This window comes from Acinetobacter sp. ME22, from assembly GCF_022012315.1.
In the GTDB taxonomy this organism is placed as follows: domain Bacteria; phylum Pseudomonadota; class Gammaproteobacteria; order Pseudomonadales; family Moraxellaceae; genus Acinetobacter; species Acinetobacter brisouii_A.
In genome coordinates this window covers 267797-292025 of sequence record NZ_JAKLTL010000001.1, presented here as the reverse complement: position 1 = coordinate 292025, position 24229 = coordinate 267797, and the positions used below count along the sequence as shown (strand labels likewise).

The window sequence follows — 24229 nt, the reverse complement described above, 5'->3', positions numbered from 1 at the left end:
CATACGCAATTTCAGTATGATAATTTCAAAATTATCGACCCTCTAGATGTGTTTCATGCTGTATCTATATGATTCACCGAAGCGAAGAGAACATTATTATGACCGATCAATATCAACATTTCTCTACAACGCCGATTGGTAAATTTGTCATTAAACACCTCGGACTTCCTGCACCTGTCGATTTGGAACGTTACCGAACGGCAACCCCCGTGATTCAGGGGGCAGTTTTGTTGGGGACGACAGCTCAGGCGTACTTTACATCCGCAATTGCAGAAACCTTGCGACAGGTACATGCCAATACCTATGTGGTAGAGGATGCAGGGTTACTTGAGCAAGCCAAAAATGCAGATTTAGACGTGAGCGTTTTTAGCCCTGAAACTAAAAGTCCTCGCTTTAAAGCCATTGTTTTTGATGCATCAGGTATCCATAGTACAGAACAGCTCAAAGATATTTACAATTTTTTCCACCCGATTGCCCGACAAATTCAAACTTCAGGTCGGGTTGTTATTGTTGGGGTTGACCCTGATCGAGCTGAATCAGTTTCTCAAGCCATTGCCCAACGGGCTTTGGTCGGGTTTGTAAAGTCTTTGGGCAAAGAGTTGCGTAAAGGCATTACGGCGCAGTTGGTTTATGCAGCGCCAGATGCGGCGGAAAATCTGGCATCGACTTTACGCTTTTTCTTGTCACCACGTTCGGCTTATGTCTCTGGGCAAGTGGTTGTGGTGCAAAAGGCGGATGTCATTGCAGTCGACTGGTCAAAACCGCTTTCAGGAAAAACCGCATTGGTCACAGGGGCGAGTCGTGGTATTGGTGAAGCGATTGCGCATGTACTGGCGCGAGATGGCGCGCATGTGATTTGTCTCGATGTTGAACCACAACAAGCCGATCTCGATCGAGTGGCGCAAAGTATTGGCGGTTCAACCTTGGCGCTCGACATTACCGCTGCCGATGCGGGTAAAAAAATTGCACAGGCTTGTCAGCAACAGGGTGGTCTGGACATTTTGGTGCATAACGCAGGGGTCACAAGAGATAAAACCCTTGCCAATATGAAAGAGCAGTTTTGGGATATGGTGATTAACATCAACTTATCTGCGGCTGAGCGGATTAATCACTATTTGCTTGAACATAATGCTTTGAATGAGCAAGGGCGTATTGTCTGTGTGTCTTCAATTAGCGGGATTGCAGGGAATTTAGGGCAAACCAACTATGCCACCTCAAAAGCTGGAGTCATTGGTTTAGTGAAATACACCGCACCACATTTGAAAAAAGGCATTACTATCAATGCAGTTGCTCCTGGATTTATTGAAACGCAAATGACGGCTGCGATTCCATTTGCGATCCGTGAAGCGGGTCGCCGTATGAACTCGATGAGTCAGGGTGGTTTGCCTGTCGATGTTGCAGAAACCATTGCGTGGTTTGCCGCGCCTGCGTCTTCAGGCGTGAATGCCAATATTGTACGGGTTTGTGGACAAAGCTTGCTTGGCGCTTAAAATCATGCGAAGTTTGGGGGAGAAATCATCCCCCATTTTTCTTTTTATAATCAAAACAGGTGCATCATGAGAACACGTCATTTTAGTCAATTTCCAAAACCCTATTTTGCTTATCCAAAAGTGATTCAGGGATTGATCCTAAGAAATAAGCGACTAGAACAACAGTTGCCTGAAGTTGAATATGTGGTCGATGCTTTTCATGTCGATGCCAAACATTTACGTTCTTACAACCAAATTTGCGGTTTTTCAAATAATGGTTATGTGCCTGCAATTTATTTTGCGGTGCTTTCTCAAAGCTTACAAATGCAAATGATGACGCAAGAAGCTTTTCCATTTGCGATTTTAGGTTTGGTACACATTCATAATCAGGTGACGCAATACAAACCATTGGCAGCCAATTTTCAATATCGTTTAAGTTGTCGTTTTGGTGAAATGAAGCCGCATCATAAAGGGCAACAATTTGAGTTTATTACCGAAGTTTATGTCGGTAATGACGTGGTGATGCAAGGCGTGAGTACTTATTTGGCACGTCAAAAAACCAATAATGCGCGTGTTGAAGAAAAACCGACAGAAAAAGCCAATTTAGAATGGATGTTGCATGATCGCTGGTCAATTAGTGAGAGTACAGGACGCCGTTATGCACTGATTTCGGGGGATGTCAACCCGATTCATTTACATGCTTTGACTGCAAAAGCGTTTGGTTTTAAACAGGCGATTGCACATGGCATGTGGACAAAAGCCAAAGCACTGGCTGCCTTGAGCCTGCCTGAAAAATATCAAGCAGATGTCAGTTTTAAACTGCCTGTATTTTTACCTTCAGAGGTTGAGTTGATGACGCATCAACAAAGCAAAACCATCAATCAGTTTTTAATTCGCAACGCCAAATCGCATAAGCCGCATGTTGTGGGTGAAATTTTGAGTTTGTAAGTCATTCCATGATTAAGGTGAAAGATTTTTATTCACATAAATAGCCTAAGTATTTCAAGAAAATGCAAATCTTGAGCATAAACATGTTGCTATTTAAGCGAATAAATAGCGTTGCATTCACTATTGCTAAAAAAAACAGTATGCTTAGCAGCGTGGAAAGGAGCATACATGTATCAAGTTCTTGCTAGAAAATACCGTCCTCGTAATTTCAATGAATTAGTTGGGCAAAACCATGTGGCTAGAGCACTGATGAGTGCTTTAGAACGTGGACGTTTGCATCATGCTTATTTGTTTACAGGGACGCGTGGCGTAGGGAAAACTACCATTGCGCGGATTCTGGCAAAGTGCTTGAACTGTGAAACAGGGGTGACAGCAACCCCATGTGAAACCTGTGCAACCTGTCGTGCGGTCAATGAAGGGCGTTTTATTGATCTGATTGAGATTGATGCGGCATCACGTACCAAAGTGGAAGACACACGTGAGTTACTCGACAACGTTCCTTATGCACCGACGCAAGGGCGGTTTAAGGTTTACCTGATTGACGAAGTACACATGCTTTCTACGCATTCTTTCAATGCTTTGCTGAAAACATTGGAAGAACCGCCTGAACACGTTAAATTCCTGTTTGCCACCACCGATCCACAAAAATTACCAATTACTGTCATTTCACGTTGTCTGCAATTTACCTTGCGTCCTTTGGATGCCAATGAAATTCATCATCACCTTGATGATATTTTACTTAAAGAACAGATTCAGGCTGAGCCAGATGCGCTTTGGCAAATTGCTGAAGCGGCACAAGGGTCGCTGCGGGATGCCTTGTCTTTAACTGATCAGGCGATTGCCTATGGTCAGGGTAAAGTTCAGCATCAAGATGTTAAAGATATGCTTGGTCTGATTGACCGCTCGATTATTTATGATTTGATTCTGGCGATTCATCAAAATCAACCTCAACAGGTCAGTCAGTTATTGCTGCAATTTCGTCATCAAGCACTTGATGTGGCATTGGTGCTAGATCAGCTGATTTCGACCTTGCATGAACTGGCACTGATGCAATATTTGCCAGATTTAAGTTTGAAATACAGTCAGGAAATTAATCAGAAAATTAAGAAACTGGCTCAAGTGGTTTCTGCGCAAGATTTGCAATTGTATTATCAAATCGCGTGTAAAGGTCGTTCCGAGTTGACATGGGCGGTGACACAAGAGCAAGGTTTTGAAATGTGCATCTTACGCTTGCTGGCATTTCGTCCCTTACAAATCAATGAAGTGATTCAAACGGTTGAATCTCCTTCATCTGTTGCTTTTGATGCACCTGCGATAAGCTTGCCTGAGCCTGAGCCTGAGCCTGAGCCTGAGCCTGAGCCTGAGCCTGAGCCTGAGCCTGAGCCTGAGCCTGAGCCTGAGCCTGAGCCTGAGCCTGAGTCTGAGTCTGAGTCTGAGTCTGAGTCTGAGCCAATAGTCAGTGAAGTCGAGCCACAGGTTGAGTCACCGAAAACCTTAGTCGAGTTTGATGCAGTCGATGAAAGCACACTGATTGAGGTTGATTTACCTTCAGCTCAACATCCAGTGATTGCTGCTAATATTTACACGGAAGACAATCTTTTCCCGTTTGCATTGCCTGATGAACTTGAGCAACAGACTACACAGCATATTCAGCTATCTGAACCTGAAGCGGATACATTCTCGTTATTTGCTGAGCCTGTTGTTGAGTCAGTCTCTGAACCTGTGATTGAGCAATCTGTGACTGCTTCGAACAAAGATGAGTTTGTTGAATCAGATGCACAACTGTTACCACAAGATATTTTAAAATTGCCTGAGCAACAGCTTGAGGGTGAGTGGACAGTTGAAAAATGGGAATACTGGTTTAGAAATAGTGCATTATCGCCTGCTGTTCAAGAACTGGCACAGTATGGTTTAATGCATGGACAAATTAATGGTGAAAGTATTTTTCATATTCCCCAGCAATATGAAAAATTGTTGACTCAACAGCAACACAACCTCGAACAAGCGTTGAAAGACCAGTGGCAAAATACGCGTTTTTCAGTGCAGTATGGGGATGTCACTCAAGTCACGCCCTATATGATGCAACAATTACGCCGTGAAAAAGCGCAACAACGTGCTACTGATCTGATTCATCAAGATCCGATTGTGCAGCAATTACTCAACACATTCGATGGTGATATTCAGCAGATTCAACTCAAACAGGATTAAGTCAAGACTTTGCTGAACAAGATACAAGATCGTTGTATTTCTTTACAAGAAATAGCGTTTGTTTAAGCAAAGTCTATAGAGCTGTATTTCATCTTTGAAATGAAAATAATATAATTGATATTTAAGCAATTATTGAGGTCGGACATGTCGTCGCAACAGCCTTACAAGGTTTTGTGTGTATGCTTAGGAAACATTTGCCGTTCTCCAACTGCTGAAGCGGTTCTGCGCCACTTCTGTCAGCAACAGCAACTCAATGTACATGTCGATTCTGCTGGAACAGCCGCTTATCATATTGGTGAAGCGCCTGACTCGCGTAGCCAGCAATATGCCAAGCAGCGTGGCTATGATTTGTCTAATTTGCGAGCGCGCCAACTCTCTCCCCAAGATTTTCAGGATTTTGATCTGATTCTCGCAATGGATGAACAAAATCTTAAAAATATTCAGCGTATTGAACAGCAAGCCCAAGCGCAGTTTTCTACACAAAGCCTTCGGGCACAGGTTGCCATGATGACCGAGCATGCGAGCGAATTTCAAGGTCAAGCAATTGCCGATCCGTACTATGGCGGTGCAGCAGGGTTTGAGCAGGTGCTCGATCAGTGTGAAATTGCCAGTCGGGCATGGGTTCTTGTCTTTAAGTCTTCACAAAAACAATAAGGTTCTGTTTCAGTGATTCAAGTTAAACAGCATTTTCAACTGCAAGCGTTGAATACATTAAATTTAAATTCAACAGCATCACATTATGTACAGATCGCCTCAACGGGCGAGCTTGAGGAAGCACTGGCTTATGCCAAAGCGGAGCAGTTGAATGTTCTGATCCTTTCTGGTGGAAGCAATATGTTACTTCCTCAACAGATTCGAGCATTGGTGATTCATATCCATCTTCAAGGTATTGATGTGCTTGATGAAAATGATCAGTATGTTTGGGTGAAAGTGGGGGCAGGGCAAAACTGGCACGAATTTGTTTTGTATAGCACAGCACATGATTGGTTTGGCTTACAAAATCTCGCCTTGATTCCGGGCTTGGTCGGTGCATCGCCTGTACAAAATATTGGTGCGTATGGGGTGGAAGCAGGTGAATTTATTGAGCAAGTACATGTCTATGACCGTGAGCTTGAACAGTTTGCAAATTTAAGTGCTGCAGAATGTCATTTTGCTTATCGTCACAGTATTTTTAAAGAACAGCCAAACCGTTATGTCATTGTGGCAGTGACATTTAAGCTTTGCAAACAGCCCAATTTAAAATTGGCTTATGGTGATTTACGTCAGGCTGTCGGTGAAGATCAGACCGCAGAAAATCTGCAAAAACAGGTGATTGCAATTCGCCAAAGTAAATTGCCTGACCCCAAAGAATTTCCAAATGCAGGCAGCTTCTTTCAAAATCCTGTGATTTCAATTGCTCAGTATCAGGCACTCTCACAACTTTATCCAAACCTGCCACATTACCCACAGCCCAACGGTGAGGTGAAAATTGCGGCAGGCTGGTTGATTGATCAGGCAGGCTGGAAAGGAAAGCGTTTGGGCGCAGTGGGTATGTTTGCACGGCAAGCATTGGTTTTGGTGAACTATGAAGCGGCAAGTTTGGATGATGTGCAATTGACTTATCGCGCAGTACAAGCCGCAGTTCAACAAAAATTTGGTGTTACACTGGCGCCTGAACCTGTATTGTTTAATGAATTGGGTCTGATTCAACCGCATGTGAGTGTGTAACAATGACCAATAAACAACATTGGATGGTCAGTTTTGTCCGAGTGGCAGCCGTGCTATTTGGACTGATGGCATGTCTTACCGTGTTGGTTTATACGCCATTTTATTCAAAGTTTATTTTATTTCTACTGAACCGTTTTGTACCTGTTGAAGTCAATACGGTTGCAGCCCGTAGTCAGCAAATGGCAGCCTTGAGTGAGCATGATGACTTGGAACCAGGTTCGGACTTGTGGGTTGCACGTCAGGCATACTTAAAAGTCATGCAAGATGCTGCACGTCGTCAAGATGCTGCCAGTTTAAACTTGATTCAGGCGCGTTATGACCTTTTAGAGTCTGAAATTAAGCGTAATCAAGAACATGAAAATAGCTTACAGCCTGATCAGCAAATTGAAAAAGTACTTAGACATAGAAAACATGAGCTGCGTGAAGAATTACAAGCTGATGATACGCGTCTAGCCAGTGAAATTGCTAACTTGGATATGCCTGATAATTTGCAATTGATGGATAAATATATTCATTTTTTAAAAACTTATCCTGTAGACACCAGTGCCAGCGAAGTCGTCAATCAGCAGATGTATAGTGAGCTACAGCAAGTGAGTTCATCACCACAAACGAGTGCTGACATGAAACGTAATGATGCTTCTCAGCCTTCTGCAATTGTCGTGTTAGGGGGGGGGTTAACTTTAGATAAAAATCGCAAAGATATTGTGGTGAATAATTACACGAAGTTGCGTTTAGAAACGACATTAGCACTCGAAAAACGTAATCACCTGCCGATTGTTTTGAGTGGTGTTGAAGCCCCGTATATGCAGACTTGGTTAAAAGCACATGGGCTTTCTGCAAAATTATTAGAAAATCGTAGTATGAATACCTGTGAAAATAGCCGTTTCAGTTCATTATTATTACAAAAAAAAGGCGGAGCACCCAAAGTGATGCTAATTACCGATCAATATCATATGCCACGTACTCGGCGTTTATTTGCGATGAATGGAATCACCACAATTCCAGTCAATGCACCGATGCCAACCCGACTCACCAGTTGGAAACCATCGGTTCAGAACTATGATCATAGTCGCCGTGCCAATTATGAATTATTGGCAAGCATTCGCGATGTCGTTTTTGGCGTGAGTGATTGTCGAGAGGTGCCTTAATATGACTGATATTCCATTTTTAACGCCATCCATTTTAAAACAGTTGGATTTGCCTGTACCGAGTCGAGAAGTCACCGCAAATTTATTGCCTGCACTAAACTTAAATCGTGCCTATCAACCATCACCTGATTTATTGGCTTATCAGAAGCTATATGGTTTAGATCGTTTGCAATGTCAATATTGGCAAGGCTATATCGAAATGCCCTTGTTTAAGTTACATACCCAAGTCTTTGAACCAAAAGATGTGCCTGTGCAGGGAACGGTATTTTTACTGCATGGCTATTTAGAACATAGTGGAATCTACCAACCCATTATTCGCGAAATTCTAGCACAAGGGTTTAGTGTGTTGGTCTTTGACTTGCCAGGGCATGGTTTAAGTAGTGGTTCGCCTGCCAGTATTCAGGATTTTAACCATTATCAAGATGTCCTTGGTGCTGTTTACCACTATGTGAAAAATGCCGATCAGTTACCTAAACCATGGCTTGGCATTGGACAAAGTACAGGAGGTGCTATTTTTATGCATCATTTACTGGCTTATGCTGAACAGCGGAAAAATCCTTTTGTTGATCGGGTTCTGCTTCTATCACCTTTGGTTCGACCTGCCAAAACTGCATGGTGGCATAACCCTGTTGGACTCGGCATTATTCGCCGTGTCCGTCGTCAGGTTCCACGTCATTTCCGTCGCAATAACCACAACCCAGAGTTTTTACGTTTTATTCGTTTAACAGATCCATTGCAACCACGAATGATGGGCATGGACTGGATTTTGGCGATGTCAAAATGGATGCAGGAAATGGAAGAACGTCCAGCCTGTCGTGTTCCAGTCTGGCTTGCACAAGGTGCACTCGATCAAACAGTAGATTGGAAATATAATATTGAATTTATTCGTAAAAAATTCCGTTTACAGACCTTGTTGATGCTTGAAGAAGGTTCGCATCAATTGATTAATGAGCGGGAAGATATTCGTGCTGCACTGACAGGTCTGATTCCTGCATTTTTACATGCTAGTCATAGTCAGCTCTACTTTGAATAGAGGACAATAGCGCAGTTTATCTTTGCTTAAGGATTTTGTATGAAGCAAAAAACGCTGCGCTATACCTTAGCCATTCTAGGCTTAAGTATCTTTACAAGTCTCCCGACTTTTGCTGCGCCAACCTATGGCGAACATTTAGAAGGATTTCAGTATCCGTATCCGCTACAATTTTTCCAATTTGATTCACAGCAACAAAACTTAAAAATGGGTTATATGGATGTGCATCCAAAACATCCAAATGGTCGTACTGTGGTTTTGTTGCATGGGAAAAATTTCTGCGCTGCGACATGGCAAAACAGCATACAGGTTTTAACCCAACAGGGTTATCGGGTAGTTGCGCCTGATCAAATTGGATTCTGCACATCAACAAAACCTGACTATTATCAGTACAGCTTCCAACAGCTTGCTGAAAATACCCATGCTTTATTACAACATTTGAATATCTCAAATGCAGTAATGATGGGGCATTCGACAGGAGGTATGCTTGCTGTTCGATATGCGCTGATGTATCCGAAAGAAACGCAGCAATTGCTGCTGGTCAATCCCATTGGTTTGGAAGACTGGAAAGCCAAAGGTGTACCTTATCGCACGGTGGATCAATGGTATCAGCGAGAGTTAAAGCTGAGTGTACAAAGTATTCGTGCATATGAACAAAAAACTTACTATATGGGGCATTGGAAGCCTGATTATGACCGCTGGGTGGATATGCTGGCAGGTTTAAATGCAGGTTCAGGACATAAAAAAGTGGCTTGGAATTCAGCTTTGATCTACGACATGATTTTTACTCAGCCTGTGTATTATGAACTTCCAAACATTCAGGTGCCGACAGTTTTATTTATTGGCACCAGTGACACGACTGCTATTGGGAGTGATATTGCACCGCCTGAAGTCAAACAGCAAATCGGTCATTACAATGTATTGGGAAAACAGGCGGCTCAACGTATTCCACATGCCAAGCTGGTTGAATTTCCCAATATGGGTCATGCACCGCAAATGCAAGACCCAGTGAAATTTAACCGTGCTTTATTGGCTGAATTGAAAATGGTTCAATAAAATAGATTGGTGCTGAATCTAAAAAGATTCAGCACTTGCCATATTCCACATTCGATAATAAAAGTTTTCTTCATCTTTGATGTCGCAGTTCAGCAGTTCACCGCCTTTAAAGAAAAAGTGTAATTGCGCATAATTTTTGATTTCACGGTCATTGAGGCGCTGAGCCAAATGATGCGCTTTCACTTCAGATGGATGTTCTAACCCTGCCGCTGCAATCAATTCTGACAGCGCATGTAAGGTGTTTTTATGAAAATTAAACACTCGTTCAGCTTTGGTTGGCACATGTAATGCTTTTTGGCGTTCTTTGTCTTGAGTCGCCACGCCGACAGGGCACTGGTTTGTGTGACAACTTTGCGCTTGAATACAACCAATAGCAAACATAAAGCCGCGTGCAGAATTGACCCAGTCAGCGCCCAATGCAAAAGTGCTGGCAATATCAAATGCACTGATGACTTTGCCGCTTGCCCCGATTTTAATATGCTGACGCAAGTTGGTGCCAACGAGCGTGTTATGGACAAAACGTAAGCCTTCACGTAGTGGCGTACCCATATAATCACTCAGTTCAATGGGTGCTGCACCTGTGCCACCCTCAGAGCCATCCACAACGATAAAGTCAGGATAGATTTGAGTTTTTAACATGGCTTTGACAATGCTCATAAATTGCCAAGGTTGTCCGATACAGAGTTTAAATCCAACAGGTTTACCACCAGAAAGCTCACGCAGTTGTTGTAAAAATTGCAGCATTTCAATTGGGTTACTAAAAGCTGAATGTCGGGCAGGGGAAATACAATCCTGATCCCGAGAAACCCCACGAATTTGGGCAATTTCTGCTGAAATTTTATTTTTAGGCAAAATGCCGCCATGTCCAGGTTTAGCGCCTTGTGACAGTTTAAGCTCAATCATTTTGATTTGTGGGCGCTTAGCTTGTTCGGCAAATTTCACAGGGTCAAAATGCCCATCGAGGGTACGGCAGCCGAAGTAGCCACTGGCAATCTGCCAAACGACATCACCACCATTCTCTAAATGATAGGGACTCAAGCTACCTTCACCCGTGTCATGATAAAAGCCACCCATTTTTGCACCTAAGTTGAGGGCACGAATTGCGTTAGCACTTAAACTCCCAAAACTCATGGCTGAAATATTCATAATTGAGGCACTGTAAGGCTGCTGGCATTGAGCATTGCCAATTTGAATGCGAAAGGTGCTTGGGTCAGCAGGTTTACACGGCAGCATCGAATGTGTGATAAAACGGTAATCTTCCTGATAAACGTTGATGATTGAACCAAATGGTTTGTCTGCATTTTGATTTTTAGCCCGCTGATAGACTAAGGAACGTTGCATACGAGAAAAAGGTAATGCATCTTGATCAGCTTCAATAAAATATTGGCGAATCTCAGGACGAAAGTCTTCAAATAGAAAACGAAAATGTCCCATAATCGGGTAGTTTTTTAAAATGGAATGTCGGTTTTGTAGGACATCATAGACACCAAGCAAACTCAGTAAAAAACTCATCAACCAAAGACTATGAATGACAGGGGTACTTAAGAAGTATTCAGGATATTGAGGATTGTCAAATAGTTCAAAATAGCTGAGAGTAATAAAAATCAATAAGCATAGAAACCAAACAGAATGACGCGATAAAAATGTGTTGAGTAAACGATGTCGTATAGTTTGAGCAGGGCTAGCCATTTTTTATTTTCAAATAAGTGAATACTATCAAGTAACTTGCCAATAAGCTGCTTGTGGTACAAGTTTTAAATTGTTATGAATGAGAAACTTTCTGAATTATTTAAATTAAAATTTTATATATTGTATTTTACTATTTTTATTTATGTTAAGATTTGTAATTAAGAATAATATGATAAATTCATCGACTTATGCGTAATTTCTTTCTTGTCATCGCTGTTATTTTTGCAGGATTTTATGCGATGAATCGTTTTTCATCATCCGATTCATCCGCAGTTGTTCAAAATAATCCGATTGCTGAACGTGAACAAAAACTGAATCAGTTGGTGTTGTTGCAGCCTTTTAAACAACACCATGCCAAGCCTTATGAAGAAGCCATGCAAGCCGCCAATACGGCTTTGCCAAATGATGATGTTGGAGCTGTGATTTCTGGTTCATTTTGGTGGTCATTACGCCGTGTGATTGAGCAGCAAGCCGATGATCAGGGGCAATATTTATGGGCACAAGCTTATCTACAACAACTTTATGATGCTCGACGGGCAGATCGCTGTTTTGCGATTGCATTTCCGCTTTATAGCAAACTTCCACCCGCACAAGTACGTGAACTTTTAGCTGATTCGACCCAAAAACAAACCGCTGATGCACTGAGTTATATTTTGACCCATTCGGGCTCACGTTCAGTGGTGGAACGTATGCAAATGCCAACGGCATGGCAAGGCGTTGCTGAACGTCTGCGTCAAGAGTATGGCGCAGATGCTGACATGATCAATCAAGGTGAGGTTGCATCTGACAAGCGTAAACAATGTGATGTAGTGATTCGGACTTTTGAATATAGCCTGTCTTTGCCTGAACAAGAGCGTGGTCTCGTGTTGCGTTGGCTGTTAGATCGTCATATTAGTGCGGTTGTTTTTTAATTTAAGAAGAAGATGAAATGATCAATTTAAATTTTCAGAAAAATTCAATGTATTGGCTCGTTGCTTTGTTGGTGAGTGTGGTGCTTGGGGGATGCAGTCGAGCTGATCATGAGCCGAAAACAGGCGAATATGGTCAGACTTTGGTGAATTCGATTCAGTTAAGCTCTGAACAGATTGATGCAATTAATAAAAGCCCAATGCCTCAGATCAAAGATGTGTTTAGTCGTCCGAATATTGCGATTGATTTTCCAACCCGTCAGGAAAATCCTTACCGTTTTGTGATCGTGGTGAAAGGACATGCTTTACAAGATGGCAAAGTCAATATGCGTTGGTTTGGAGGGATTCGAATGACTGAAAGTAATCAATATTCACCACAAGTATTTAGTGATGAGGATGATCATGGTTATAAAATCAACGCACCTGTCTTGTTAGTTATTGCCTCAGACCCTTTTTCGATTGGTCAGGATAAAATGGGATTATCTTATACTGCATTGGCGGAATTGTCAGAACGTGAAAATTTAGCCGTAGATTCGATACAACTTCAAGTATGGCAAGGCAAAGGCTCGCAATATTCATGGGTGCATTATGCAGGATTCTTTGTGATTTTAATGCTGGCATTGACACCAATTTATCGTTTACTCAATCGTTAATCTGATAGGGTGTGACCTACACTTTATATGTAAGTCACACCTTCGGCTTATTCAGCGTCTTCGTCAGGCGGTAATAACATTAAGATGGATTCGTTCAGCAAGTGTGCTAAATCTTCCAAAATTTCCTCTTGAGCAAATTGCTCATTTAACTCAAAACGCTGACCATCGGCAATGGCTGCTAAAGTTTCAGTAAACTCAGCTGAAATGCACAGTGCTTCGCCATTACCCCAGAACAGGGTTTCATTCTCTTGCTGTTTATAAAGTAAGCGTGATGCAGGTTCAAGTTGCAGTAAATAACCTTGATCTAGCACCGCCTCTAAATCAGCGACTTCAATTTCATCAGGCTCTGGCACGTTATCAGGATATTTAGGTTCGCTCATCAGCGACATAATTGCAGCATCAAGCAAAGGTGAATCCTGTAATTGGGCTAAAACTTGCTGTTTGAGATAGCTGAGTTCTTCGGCATCAATCTGACCGACGCGGTGAGGCAGTGTGCGTGCAATATCTGCCAATGGATTTTTCAGTAAAGCATTGTCAGCAAACTGGTCACTCACGCGATCCATCATGTTGGCGACATTTGGCATACGGAAACCAAAAGAGAAGGTTAAGCAGTCATCTTCTGCAACGCCGTAGTGTGACAACCCTGGTGGTACATACAACAAGTCGCCTGGTGCAAGGACTTCATCAAAATTGATGTCCATGTCTGGCAACAGTTTTAGGGGTTGATTGGGTACAAATGCGGTGTCTGCATCACACATTTGCCCAAGCTGCCAACGGCGATGACCATAGCCTTGAACCAAGAACACATCATAAAAGTCGAAGTGTTTACCCACTGAACCGCCTTTAGGTGCATAAGACACCATAATGTCATCGCGGCGCCACTGTGGAATAAAGCTAAAGCGTTGCCAAAGTTCTGCCAAATCCATTGAATAATGGTCAACTGCCTGAACCAGAAGCGTCCACAATTTTGGCATTTTCTGGAAATCACTTTTAGCTAAAGGTGATGATTTCACTGACCATTGATTTGGATCACGGTCTTTCTGTTTGATCAAACGTGCGCTGACATTGTCTTCAAGCGCCAGTTCCATCACATCATTGGGTTCTAAAATATTGGCAATTTCAGGCAATGCACCACGAACTAAAAGTGGTTTTTTCTGCCAGTATTCATTGAGAAACTGTTCTGCGGTGATACCGCCTAAAATGGTTAAAGGTTGAGACATGCGAGTACCTTTAAAAGATTAAGGAATTTGAATGTGTAGTTGGCGCAGTAGTGTACACAGTTGAATCATCGGTAGCCCCATCAATGTGGTCTGATCTTGTCCAGTCATGCTGGAAAATAGGCTAATTCCTAGACTTTCACATTTAAAACTGCCTGCGCAGTGGAGTGGTTGATCTTTTTCAATATAACGCTGAATTTCGTCAAGACTGAGTTCACGGAATTTGACTTGGTAGCGTTCAACCAAGGTTTGCTCAAAACCTGAAGCCAGATGTTGCACGCTTAAACCTGTGCTGAAATACACCGTTTTGCCTGAGTTGAGTTGTAATTGCTGAATGGCATTTTCAACAGTCAACGGTTTACCGATAAAGTCTTGTGGTGCAGTTTCACGCCATGCCACCTGATCTGAGCCAATCACAATGGCATTTGAATATTGTTCGGCAATCACGCGAGCTTTTTCAAAAGCCAAGCGTTTTGCCAAATCATCCGCATGGATTTCGTTTTGGGTTGACTCGTCAATATCTGGCGAAATTGCGAGATAGTCTAAGCCTAAACGATCCATCAAGGCTTTTCGGGTTTGGCTACTTGATGCCAAAATAATCTGTGGTTGTTTCATTAGACGGCAAAGTCCATCAATACATCAAGCGGCACATAGCTCAGCACTGACTGGTGACAAGCATGCAGTTTGAGTTTGGGTGCATGACCTGCTTCATAAGCTTCCACCCAACGGCTGACACAGATACACCAAAAGTCGCCTGGTTTGAGTCCGGGAAAACCAATTTCAGGCAATGGGGTAATCAGGTCATTGCCAATTTTTTGCGAAAAATTTAGAAAATCAGCCGTCATGCGGGCGCAAACGGTATGTTGTCCCAAGTCGGTGGTTGCCGTATGGCAAAAACCATTACGAAAGTAGCCTGTAATCGGGTCAAAACAACAGCTTGCCAGCGCCTCACCAAACACATTGAGTCGGTTAATTTTTGGATCTGGATGAATAGACATACACAATAATATTTTTTAAAGATGCTTTATCATAATCAAAACCACATTTTTCTACAGCTTTTCTACTAAAGAAGCTAATCTTTTTTTGCATAATCATTTAAAATGGCGCGATTTTAAATTTCAGCAAACCAGAAAGAGAGCATTCCATGAATTTTCAGCGCATGACAGACCTTGATTTAACAGGGAAACGCGTCCTTATTCGTGAAGATTTGAACGTGCCTGTCAAAAATGGTGTGATTACCAGTGATGCACGTTTGCGTGCTGCACTTCCAACAATTAAAGCAGCTCTTGAGAAAGGCGCTGCAGTTATGGTGTTTTCACACCTTGGTCGACCAGTGGAAGGCGAGCCAAAACCAGAACAATCTTTAGCACCTGTTGCTGCTTACTTAACTGAAGCATTGGGGCAAAATGTACAACTGATCACTGACTATTTAGAAGGTGTTGAAGTTCAAGCAGGTCAGGTGGTGTTGCTTGAAAACGTGCGTTTTAATCATGGTGAAAAGAAAAACAACACTGAACTTGCACAAAAATATGCAGCACTGTGTGATGTGTTTGTAATGGATGCCTTTGGTACAGCACACCGTGCAGAAGCATCAACTGAAGGTGTGGCACGTTTTGCGCCAGTTGCAGCAGCAGGCCCATTGCTTGCAGCCGAGCTTGATGCTTTAGGTCGTGCTTTACAAACGCCAGCGAAACCAATGGTGGCGATTGTTGCAGGCTCTAAAGTATCGACGAAGCTTGATGTTTTAACTTCACTTTCAACGATTTGTGACCAGATTATTGTGGGTGGTGGGATTGCCAATACATTCTTGGCAGCAGCAGGCTTCAATGTCGGTAAATCACTGTATGAAGCTGACCTGATCGACACGGCTAAAGCAATTGCTGCGAAAGTTTCTGTACCTTTACCAACCGATGTTGTGGTTGCCGATGCAACACAAATCAACTTTGAAGATTTCTTGGGTTCTTTAGCCAACACGCCTGCAATTGTGAAAAAAGTTGAAGATGTTGCCGAAAATGACATGATTTTAGACGTTGGCCCTGAAACTGCAGCGACTTTTGCAACATTACTGAAACAATCCAAGACTATCCTATGGAACGGACCTGTTGGGGTGTTTGAAGTCGATCAATTTGGCGAAGGCACAAAAGCATTGTCATTGGCGATTGCAGAAAGTGAAGGCTTCTCGATTGCAGGTGGTGGTGATACTTTGGCTGCGATTGACAAGTATGACGTTGCATCTCAAATCAGCTATATTTCAACGGGTGGTGGTGCGTTTTTAGAATTTGTAGAAGGTAAAACTTTGCCTGCTGTGGCTGTTTTACTTGAGCGCGCCTAAGCCCATCTAGGAGCGTTTCATGAAAAAACAACTGATCATTGCATTGGCATGCCTTGCACCACTTGCATTCACTGCATGTTCAAAAAAGTCAGAAGAAGCTAAAACTGAGCAAGCATCTGGTTCAGCACCTGCTGCTGCATCGGCAGATGACAAACCGACATCTCCAGAGCAACAAGCTCAAATTAATGCTTTGGATAAACCTGTACTTGATGAAAAAAATACAGACGTTCAAGATGCTGATGCCCCTGCTTCTGAAGCAAAAGCTCAATGATTTGTTGATTTTTTAATAAAAGTCCCTGCCTATGCAGGGATTTTTTTTTAAATGATGTTTTTTGATGCTGAATTGCAATTCAGCAACATGTAGAATAAAGCCCACTACCTGGGAGGATACTATGGCTCTTATTTCGTTGCGCCAGCTCTTGGATCACGCTGCAGAACACAACTACGGCGTACCAGCATTTAACGTAAACAATCTAGAACAAATGCGTGCAATCATGTTAGCTGCAGATGCAACTAACTCACCTGTTATTGTTCAAGCATCTGCGGGTGCTCGTAAATATGCAGGCGCACCATTCTTGCGTCACCTGATTTTGGCAGCAGTTGAAGAATGGCCACATATTCCAGTGGTAATGCACCAAGACCATGGAACGAGTCCTGACGTATGTCAACGTTCAATCCAGTTGGGCTTTAGCTCAGTGATGATGGATGGTTCTTTGGGAACTGATGGCAAAACACCAACAAGCTATGACTACAATGTTGACGTAACACGTCGTGTTGTTGCAATGGCACATGCGTGTGGCGTTTCTGTTGAAGGTGAAATCGGTTGTTTAGGTAGCCTTGAAACAGGCATGGCAGGCGAAGAAGATGGCGTAGGCGCAGAAGGCGTACTTGACCACTCTCAATTGTTAACTTCAGTTGAAGAAGCAACTCAATTCGTTGCAGATACCAATGTTGATGCCTTGGCAATTGCTGTAGGTACTTCACACGGTGCATATAAATTTACCCGTCCACCTACAGGCGACATCTTGGCAATTGACCGCATTAAAGAAATTCATGCGGCATTACCAAACACTCACCTTGTGATGCACGGTTCAAGCTCTGTTCCACAAGAATGGTTGAAAGTGATCAACGAATTTGGTGGTAACATTGGCGAGACTTACGGTGTGCCAGTTGAGCAATTGGTTGAAGCAATCAAACACGGTGTTCGTAAAATCAACATCGACACTGACTTACGTTTGGCTTCTACTGGCGCGATTCGTCGTATGATGGCAGAACAACCAAGTGAATTCGATCCACGTAAATTCTTTGCAAAAACGATTGATGCAATGAAACAAATCTGTGTTGATCGTTATGAAGCATTTGGTACTGCGGGCAATGCTGACAAGATTCGTCCAATTTCTTTAGAGAAAATGGTTGAACGCTATTAATTGAGTCTTTGATTCAATTTAATTTATCTGACAGCAGTGTTAGATAGATCAGTTAAGGAGCTCGTGATAGCTCCTTAATTTTTTGGTTTTATTGCCATAATTCAAATGAAACATTCGATATTTAAAGTCAGTTCATTTCAACCACTTTTAATGGATTAAAAGACTGTGAGGTTGGCATTATTTCAATACGGTTGATGTTGATATGTACAGGCTGAGCTGCGACCCATGCCACCGTATTTGCAATATCTTCAGGCAAGATCGGATTTTTGTGGTCGTATAAATCTTTGACTTTTTCGGTATCTCCTTTAAAGCGCACCAGAGAAAACTCCGTACCACCACATAGCCCAGGTTCTATATTGCAAACGCGTACACCTGTACCCGAGAGATCTGCCCGAAGGTTTAAACTGAATTGTTTCACAAAGGCTTTAGTTGCACCGTAGACATTGCCCCCTGGGTAGGGATATGAACCTGCAATAGAACCGATATTAATAATCAAGCCTGATTTTTTCTCCACCATATACGGCAAAACTAAGTGCGTGATGCTGATCAGTCCTTTGATGTTGGTATCGATCATACTGTACCAATCTTCTAGGTCTGCTTTATCTGCGGATTCTAAGCCGAGCGCCAAGCCTGCATTATTGACCAGTAAATCAATATGACTGATTTGAAATGTTTGTGGCACAGCAGCCAAAGCTTCTTTTAATTTTTCAGTGGAGTCCGTCAAGTCGAAAGCCAACGGATAAAAGGATTGTCCAAGTTCTGCATGGAGCTGATTTAGATTGTCTATACGCCGTGCAACTCCAATCACGTCATAACCTGACTCAACCAACTTTTTCGCAATGTGATATCCAAAGCCTGATGAAGCACCCGTGATTAACGCTAACATATTTATATCCTCTATGGAGTTGAGTCCGTTGACTTGATAGATCAAGCAAACTGTACTTTGCAGTTCAAGATAGAGAATTTAAAAGTTGTAAAACAGATACAGTTTTGATTAAAAATAAGATACAGTTTTTGGGGAATAAGCAATTTTTAGAATTGACTGTAATATGGAATGGAATCCATAAAATTTAATTCATATTGTTTTTAAATCAATATTTTAAAATAATTTTATGTATCTCATAATCGTCATATTCTTTGGTAGAAAGATCAGTTACTTTGATTTTTCTTGGCATATAAATTGCTTTTTCGTACATCAGGGAAGATGGGTAAGTGTGTAAATTCTTGCATTATCTTCAATAAATTGATTGATCAGGGGAACTTTGATGAAAAGCTGGAAGAACAAACTATTAGTATCAACTACATTGTTGTTGACCGCATTCGGTACAAATGTTCAAGCAAAAGACTGGAAAGTTATTCGTTTTGGTACAGAGTCTTCTTATGCGCCATTCGAATACAAAGCACCAGGTAACAAATTGGTAGGCTTCGATGTCGATTTGGGGAATGCCATTTGTGCTAAATTGAAAGCAAAATGTGTATGGGTTGAAAACTCTTTTGATGGCATGATTCCAGCATTAAAAGCGAAAAAATTTGATGGTATTCTTTCATCAATGACCGTGACTACCGATCGTTCTAAGCAAATCGCATTCAGTAATAAAATCTATAACACGCCAACGCGTATGATTGCGAAAAAAGGCTCACCATTACTACCAACAGCAGCTTCTTTAAGAGGTAAACGCGTTGGTGTTCAACAAGGTACGATGCAAGAAAGCTATGCAAAAGCTTACTGGGCAACGCAAGGCGTGAATGTTGTACCTTATCCAAACCAAGATATTCTATATCAAGACATGATGTCAGGTCGTTTAGATGCCTCTTTGCAAGATGCGTTGATGGTTGATGCGGGCTTCTTGAAATCACCAAAAGGCAAAAACTTTGGCTTTGCAGGTGGCAATGTAGTAGATGCCAAAACTTTAGGTGTAGGTGCGGCAATTGGTTTACGTAAGGAAGATGTAGACCTGAAAAATGACATTAACAAAGCTTTAGCACAAATTATTGCTGATGGAACATATAAAAAATTAGAGAAAAAATATTTCCCTTTCAGTATTTATTAATTCAGAGAAAAGTGTCGGTCTAGTACCGACACTTTTTCTATGAGCTTTACTCTCATCACTATCAGATCGATTGTTTTTACTTGGAGAAGATGAGTATGTTTTTGTCTGGTTATGGTTCTGTGCTATGGGATGGCACTTGGATGACCATAAAACTTGCACTGTTATCGCTCTTACTCTCGGTGATTATTGGCTTAATTGGCGCAGTTTGTAAGCTATCTCGCATTAAAATGGTGCGATATGTGGCAACAGTGTATACCACCCTGATTCGTAGTGTTCCAGATTTGGTCATTATGCTGCTTCTATTCTATAGCCTTCAGCTTGGACTCAATTCAATTACTGACTCTTTGCAAATGGACCAAATCGATATTGATCCATTCGCGGCTGGTGTCATTACACTGGCATTTATTTATGGGGCGTATTTTACCGAAACTTTTCGTGGGGCGTTTCAGTCTGTACCCAAAGGGCAGATTGAAGCTGCTTATGCTTATGGCATGACGCCATTTCAAGTGTTTCGTCGAGTGTTATTTCCGCAAATGATGCGTTTTGCATTGCCTGGAATTGGCAATAACTGGCAGGTTCTGATTAAAGCGACGGCTTTGGTTTCGTTGATTGGGCTGACAGACATTGTCAAAATTACCCAAGATGCAGGTCGTAGCACCATGCAGGTGTTTTACTTTAGTGTCCTTGCTGCGGCAATTTATCTTGCGATTACCACAGTTTCCAATCTCGTTTTGATGTGGCTTGAGCGCCGTTACTCTGCTGGCGTCAAAAAGGGGCAATTATGATTGAAATTATTCAACAATATTGGCAGCAATACCTGTGGACAGATGGCTTTCAAATGACAGGCGTTGCCATGACATCATGGCTGTTGGTACTGTCGATTGCGATTGGTTTTGTGTTGTCTATTCCTCTGTCGATTGCGCGGGTGTCGAGTAATCCATTGATTCGTGGTCCAGTATGGCTGTTTACCTATGTATTTCGTGGTACGCCATTGTATGTACAGCTACTGATTATTTATTCGGGGATTTATAGCTTTGATTTTGTGCATGATCATCAAGCTTTAAATGATTTTTTCCAAAGTGGTTTGAAATGTACCATTTTGGCATTTGCACTGAACACAGGTGCATATACCACTGAAATTTTTGCAGGGGCAATCCGTTCGATTCCTTACGGTGAAATCGAAGCTGCACAGGCTTTTGGTATGTCACCGTGGAAACGCTATACCCGCATTATTATTCCTTCAATGTTGCGCCGTGCCTTGCCATTTTATGGCAATGAAGTCATTTTGATGTTGCACGCAACCACCATCGCCTTTACCGCAACTGTGCCTGATATTTTGAAAGTTGCACGCGATGTCAATTCAGCAACTTATGAAACGTTTAATGCTTTTGGGATCGCCGCAGTGCTGTATGCCTGTTTGGCTTTTATCTTGATTGGCATATTCCGCAAACTGGAAAAACGCTGGTTGGCATTTTTAAAACCATCGGATCATTAGGAGAATACAGATGGAAGATTCAGCAAAACTGGTGATTCGAGATTTATGTAAAACCTTCGGGGATAATGAAGTCCTCAAAGGTGTTTCTCTCGATGCCAAAGCAGGCGATGTGATTAGTATCATTGGTTCATCGGGTTCGGGGAAAAGTACCTTCTTGCGTTGTATTAATTTTCTAGAACAGCCGAGTAATGGTTCAATTAAACTCAATGGTGAGAAGCTACAAACTGTTTTTGATAAACATGGCAACCTGAAAGCAACTGATCCCAAACAACTGCAAAAAATGCGTACCCAGCTCATGATGGTGTTTCAGCATTTTAATTTGTGGTCACACATGACGGTTTTACAAAATGTGATTGAAGGCCCGATTCATGTACTGGGCGTGAAACGTGCGGAAGCAGAAGAACGTGCGCGTAAATATTTACGTAAAGTTGGTTTAAACGAAAGTGTGGAAAATAAATATCCTGCATTTTTGTCGGGTGGGCAACAACAACGGGTTGCGATTGCCCGCGCTTTGGCGATGGAACCAGAGGTGATGCTTTTCGATGAACCGACCAGCGCTTTAGACCCTGAACTGGTGGGTGAAGTCCTGAAAGTCATGCAAGGCTTGGCAGAAGAAGGGAGAACCATGATTGTCGTGACGCATGAAATGGGCTTTGCACGCCATGTCTCGAATCAGGTGATCTTTTTGCATCAAGGGAAAATCGAAGAGCAGGGTGATCCGAAAGAAGTCCTGACTCATCCGAAAAGTGAGCGTTTAAAACAATTCTTGGAAGGCAATTTTAAATAAAAAATAGGAAGCAAAATCTGTGTGCATTTTGCTTCCTGCTTTTTTAAATAGCATCAAGCTGCTTAAAGTACACTGGCGATTTTATGAAAATGTGGTCGACTACGAATACGCTCAATCCATGCCTGTAAATATGGATGCTGTTGTTGATCTAAGCCCAAATTAAACCAGTGATGTATTGCAAGTCCCAAAGGAATATCAGCAACACCGAAATGTTCCCCAGACAAATATAGTTGGCGTGCCAGTTCAGCATCGGCAATATCCAGTAGTTTTGACAGTTTTTCTGCTGCGACTTCAACTGCAGCCAAATCGCGCTGATCTTCAGGTTGGCGCACCAAATTAAAAAATACCACGCTAAACACAGGCAAAACACTGGTGATATACCAGTCGAGCCATTTTTCCGCAGCAAAACGTGCGCGTGGTTCGGCAATCCATAAAGAGTCTTTGCCATAGACTTCGGTCAAATAGCGCAAAATAATCTGCGATTCCCAAAGAATAGTGTCACCATCTTTCAGTAAAGGGACTAAGCCATTCGGGTTGAGTGCGCGAAATTCAGGGGTGTTGATGATGCCATGTTGTTGCCCTGCAAAAATATGTTCAAACTCAAGATCAAGCTCTGCTGCGAGCCATAAAACTTTGTGGACGTTAAGAGAGTTGGGTCTGCCCCAAATGGTTAAGCTCATGTGATTCCTTGAATATCATGCTGTAGATGTGTAATCGGGATTTATCTTAGAAGATGAAATCTTCTATGTCTTTGATTCGATATAGAATATAAAGTGATTAACTTATAGAAAAAATGCAGATGAAGACTGATCTGCATTTAAAGGCATTGCTTAAAATTCATAACGTAAGCGGAATAAGTCCATGTCAGGCGTGTTGTATGAGTCTTGGGTAAAGAAATGCTCATAGTCGAAACCAATGCCATGTTTAAAGCGGATAGATAAACCTAAACCATTGTCTTTTCGGTAAAATTTACGACCACTGACATAAGAGAAACGATCACCCATAAAGTAAGGGCGTACATACTGTACGGCAAATTTGTCGACAGGAATTTTATAGCCGATATAGTATTCCACCCCGTAGGATTCAGTATCGAGGAACTGATCGACAGCGTAGTTGTTATTGCCATCCAAAATGTAGCTCGGGTGAATATTTTTATACCAGCCACCCCCAATCCCGATCATCCACGGGTCTTTTAAGAAAAATAGCGATGTGCCAATAATGTCCTGTTTATAGCTTTTCTTGCTGTGATCACTGGTATTAATCAAATCGCTGTTGGTGTGTTGCCATCCAGTTGCCCAACTCAAATTTGGTGTGATTTTTAAGTCTGTCGCTAAGGCAAACCCATTTTTGCGTTTGTATTCCAGATTGGCAGATGGATAAGTCTGATCTTTAAACATATAGGCAGCATAAACGCTGAGTTTGTCGATTTTCTTCTCGTAGCGTAGGGTTTTGCGGGATGTGCCTGTGCCATCATAGTCGCTTTGGGTACTCCATGTTGCAGGTTGTGCCAGTGGTGAGTAGTCCCATAAATCGGTTTTTGCCCCGACTACATCGTAGTAAACACTGGAAATTTGCCCATATTTCAATGTCCCAAAACGGTCATCTTGTACCCCGAAATAAAGCTGTGCCGTATTCAAATTTTGGTCAGATTTTGAATAATGCCCATCCCAATCCAGAATTTTGGCAGGGTTAATATAGGTTTCATATTCGGAAATCAGATGTGTGGTGTCATTGATTTTATAATCGGCATCCAGATAAATACGGCTGGCAGCACTATAACCATTGCGTCGATATTTTTGTGATGCGTTCGAACTGTTGTAATCTTCAAAATTTAAAGCTTGTAAACGAATGCTGCCCGAAGTGGTCAGACTGAAATGATCTTGATCGTTGAACACCTGATTGGTGTCAATCAGGCTGACTTGGGCATAGCTCGTGGAGGACAGCAACAAGCCAAGAATGGCGAAGCGGTTAAGTTTAAAATTCATTTAAATTGATTCACTTGTGATGAGGAGCTTTCGGATAATACGAATGAAACAAAAAATCACAAATAAGATAAAAAATGATAGATATTTGTTTTTTCTATATATTTTTTTAATATTTATAT

At 42.1% G+C, this 24229-nt stretch carries 24 protein-coding genes; 17 read left to right on the top strand and 7 right to left on the bottom strand.

Annotation, left to right across the window (positions count from 1 at the left end; genetic code table 11):
- Positions 1–98: 98 nt before the first annotated feature.
- The 8 genes from LVY74_RS01425 to LVY74_RS01390 all read left to right on the top strand — a co-directional run bounded on the left by LVY74_RS01425 (position 99) and on the right by LVY74_RS01390 (position 9566).
- Positions 99–1490 (top strand): 3-oxoacyl-ACP reductase, encoded by a 1392-nt coding sequence (locus LVY74_RS01425; protein WP_237813510.1) that lies wholly within the window; start codon positions 99–101, stop codon positions 1488–1490.
- A gap of 66 nt (positions 1491–1556) precedes the next feature.
- Positions 1557–2417: a MaoC family dehydratase gene (locus LVY74_RS01420; protein WP_237813509.1), complete on the top strand. Its 861-nt coding sequence runs from the start codon at positions 1557–1559 to the stop codon at positions 2415–2417.
- Positions 2418–2585: 168 nt separating this feature from the next.
- Positions 2586–4625 carry a DNA polymerase III subunit gamma/tau gene (dnaX, locus tag LVY74_RS01415; RefSeq protein WP_237813508.1) on the top strand — a complete coding sequence of 680 codons (2040 nt, stop codon included), beginning with the start codon at positions 2586–2588 and terminating at the stop codon, positions 4623–4625.
- A gap of 144 nt (positions 4626–4769) precedes the next feature.
- Entirely contained in the window at positions 4770–5279 is a 510-nt protein-coding gene (locus LVY74_RS01410) for a low molecular weight protein-tyrosine-phosphatase (protein ID WP_237813507.1), read from the top strand.
- A gap of 15 nt (positions 5280–5294) precedes the next feature.
- Positions 5295–6332 carry a UDP-N-acetylmuramate dehydrogenase gene (gene murB, locus LVY74_RS01405; RefSeq protein WP_237813733.1) on the top strand — a complete coding sequence of 346 codons (1038 nt, stop codon included), beginning with the start codon at positions 5295–5297 and terminating at the stop codon, positions 6330–6332.
- A gap of 2 nt (positions 6333–6334) precedes the next feature.
- A complete protein-coding gene (locus LVY74_RS01400; protein ID WP_237813506.1) occupies positions 6335–7480 on the top strand; it encodes a YdcF family protein in 1146 nt (381 codons plus the stop codon).
- Position 7481: 1 nt separating this feature from the next.
- A complete protein-coding gene (locus LVY74_RS01395; RefSeq protein WP_237813505.1) occupies positions 7482–8513 on the top strand; it encodes an alpha/beta hydrolase in 1032 nt (343 codons plus the stop codon).
- 39 nt (positions 8514–8552) lie between these two features.
- Positions 8553–9566, top strand: a complete 1014-nt coding sequence (locus LVY74_RS01390) for an alpha/beta fold hydrolase (RefSeq protein WP_237813504.1) — start codon at positions 8553–8555, stop codon at positions 9564–9566.
- A gap of 18 nt (positions 9567–9584) precedes the next feature.
- Here the strand turns inward: LVY74_RS01390 and LVY74_RS01385 are convergent, their stop codons facing one another.
- Entirely contained in the window at positions 9585–11255 is a 1671-nt protein-coding gene (locus tag LVY74_RS01385) for an FMN-binding glutamate synthase family protein (RefSeq protein ID WP_237813503.1), read from the bottom strand.
- 188 nt (positions 11256–11443) lie between these two features.
- Between LVY74_RS01385 and LVY74_RS01380 the strand changes: the two genes are divergently transcribed.
- A complete protein-coding gene (locus LVY74_RS01380) occupies positions 11444–12166 on the top strand; it encodes a hypothetical protein (protein WP_237813502.1) in 723 nt (240 codons plus the stop codon).
- 17 nt (positions 12167–12183) lie between these two features.
- Entirely contained in the window at positions 12184–12816 is a 633-nt protein-coding gene (locus LVY74_RS01375; protein WP_237813501.1) for a hypothetical protein, read from the top strand.
- 47 nt (positions 12817–12863) lie between these two features.
- On the opposite strand, the gene LVY74_RS01370 is transcribed toward LVY74_RS01375, so the two are convergent.
- The 3 genes from LVY74_RS01370 to LVY74_RS01360 are packed head-to-tail and all read right to left on the bottom strand — an operon-like array spanning position 12864 to position 15031.
- On the bottom strand, positions 12864–14036 hold the full coding sequence (locus LVY74_RS01370; protein ID WP_237813500.1) for a ribosomal protein uL16 3-hydroxylase: 1173 nt from the start codon (positions 14034–14036) through the stop codon (positions 12864–12866).
- 18 nt (positions 14037–14054) lie between these two features.
- The gene (locus LVY74_RS01365; protein ID WP_237813499.1) at positions 14055–14648 is read right to left on the bottom strand and encodes a Maf family protein; all 594 of its coding nucleotides are present in this window, start codon (positions 14646–14648) and stop codon (positions 14055–14057) included.
- Positions 14648–15031 carry a DUF2237 family protein gene (locus LVY74_RS01360; protein WP_151710670.1) on the bottom strand — a complete coding sequence of 128 codons (384 nt, stop codon included), beginning with the start codon at positions 15029–15031 and terminating at the stop codon, positions 14648–14650. Before LVY74_RS01360 ends, LVY74_RS01365 begins: the two co-directional genes overlap by 1 nt.
- A gap of 146 nt (positions 15032–15177) precedes the next feature.
- Here LVY74_RS01360 and LVY74_RS01355 point away from each other — a divergent pair, with 146 nt between their 5' ends.
- The 3 genes from LVY74_RS01355 (at position 15178) to fba (ending at position 17792) form a co-directional block, all read left to right on the top strand.
- A complete protein-coding gene (locus LVY74_RS01355; RefSeq protein ID WP_151777754.1) occupies positions 15178–16365 on the top strand; it encodes a phosphoglycerate kinase in 1188 nt (395 codons plus the stop codon).
- Positions 16366–16384: 19 nt separating this feature from the next.
- Positions 16385–16636 carry a hypothetical protein gene (locus tag LVY74_RS01350; protein WP_151777753.1) on the top strand — a complete coding sequence of 84 codons (252 nt, stop codon included), beginning with the start codon at positions 16385–16387 and terminating at the stop codon, positions 16634–16636.
- A 121-nt stretch (positions 16637–16757) separates the two neighbouring features.
- Complete coding sequence (gene fba, locus LVY74_RS01345; protein ID WP_151710667.1) at positions 16758–17792, top strand: class II fructose-bisphosphate aldolase; 1035 nt, start codon at positions 16758–16760, stop codon at positions 17790–17792.
- Positions 17793–17919: 127 nt separating this feature from the next.
- Here fba and LVY74_RS01340 read toward each other — a convergent pair whose 3' ends face one another.
- The gene (locus LVY74_RS01340; RefSeq protein ID WP_237813498.1) at positions 17920–18678 is read right to left on the bottom strand and encodes an SDR family NAD(P)-dependent oxidoreductase; all 759 of its coding nucleotides are present in this window, start codon (positions 18676–18678) and stop codon (positions 17920–17922) included.
- 379 nt (positions 18679–19057) lie between these two features.
- Here LVY74_RS01340 and LVY74_RS01335 point away from each other — a divergent pair, with 379 nt between their 5' ends.
- The 4 genes from LVY74_RS01335 (at position 19058) to LVY74_RS01320 (ending at position 22125) form a co-directional block, all read left to right on the top strand.
- Complete coding sequence (locus LVY74_RS01335; RefSeq protein ID WP_237813497.1) at positions 19058–19843, top strand: ABC transporter substrate-binding protein; 786 nt, start codon at positions 19058–19060, stop codon at positions 19841–19843.
- Between the two features lie 95 nt (positions 19844–19938).
- Positions 19939–20628, top strand: a complete 690-nt coding sequence (locus tag LVY74_RS01330; RefSeq protein ID WP_111894344.1) for an ABC transporter permease — start codon at positions 19939–19941, stop codon at positions 20626–20628.
- Positions 20625–21338, top strand: a complete 714-nt coding sequence (locus LVY74_RS01325; RefSeq protein ID WP_151710663.1) for an ABC transporter permease — start codon at positions 20625–20627, stop codon at positions 21336–21338. The genes LVY74_RS01330 and LVY74_RS01325 overlap by 4 nt, the downstream gene beginning before the upstream one ends.
- 10 nt (positions 21339–21348) lie before the next feature.
- Positions 21349–22125, top strand: coding sequence for an ABC transporter ATP-binding protein (locus LVY74_RS01320; RefSeq protein WP_237813496.1), 777 nt, complete (start codon positions 21349–21351; stop codon positions 22123–22125).
- Positions 22126–22187: 62 nt separating this feature from the next.
- Here LVY74_RS01320 and LVY74_RS01315 read toward each other — a convergent pair whose 3' ends face one another.
- On the bottom strand, positions 22188–22805 hold the full coding sequence (locus LVY74_RS01315) for a glutathione S-transferase family protein (protein WP_237813495.1): 618 nt from the start codon (positions 22803–22805) through the stop codon (positions 22188–22190).
- 150 nt (positions 22806–22955) lie between these two features.
- Entirely contained in the window at positions 22956–24110 is a 1155-nt protein-coding gene (locus LVY74_RS01310; RefSeq protein WP_237813494.1) for a porin, read from the bottom strand.
- Positions 24111–24229 lie beyond the last annotated feature (119 nt).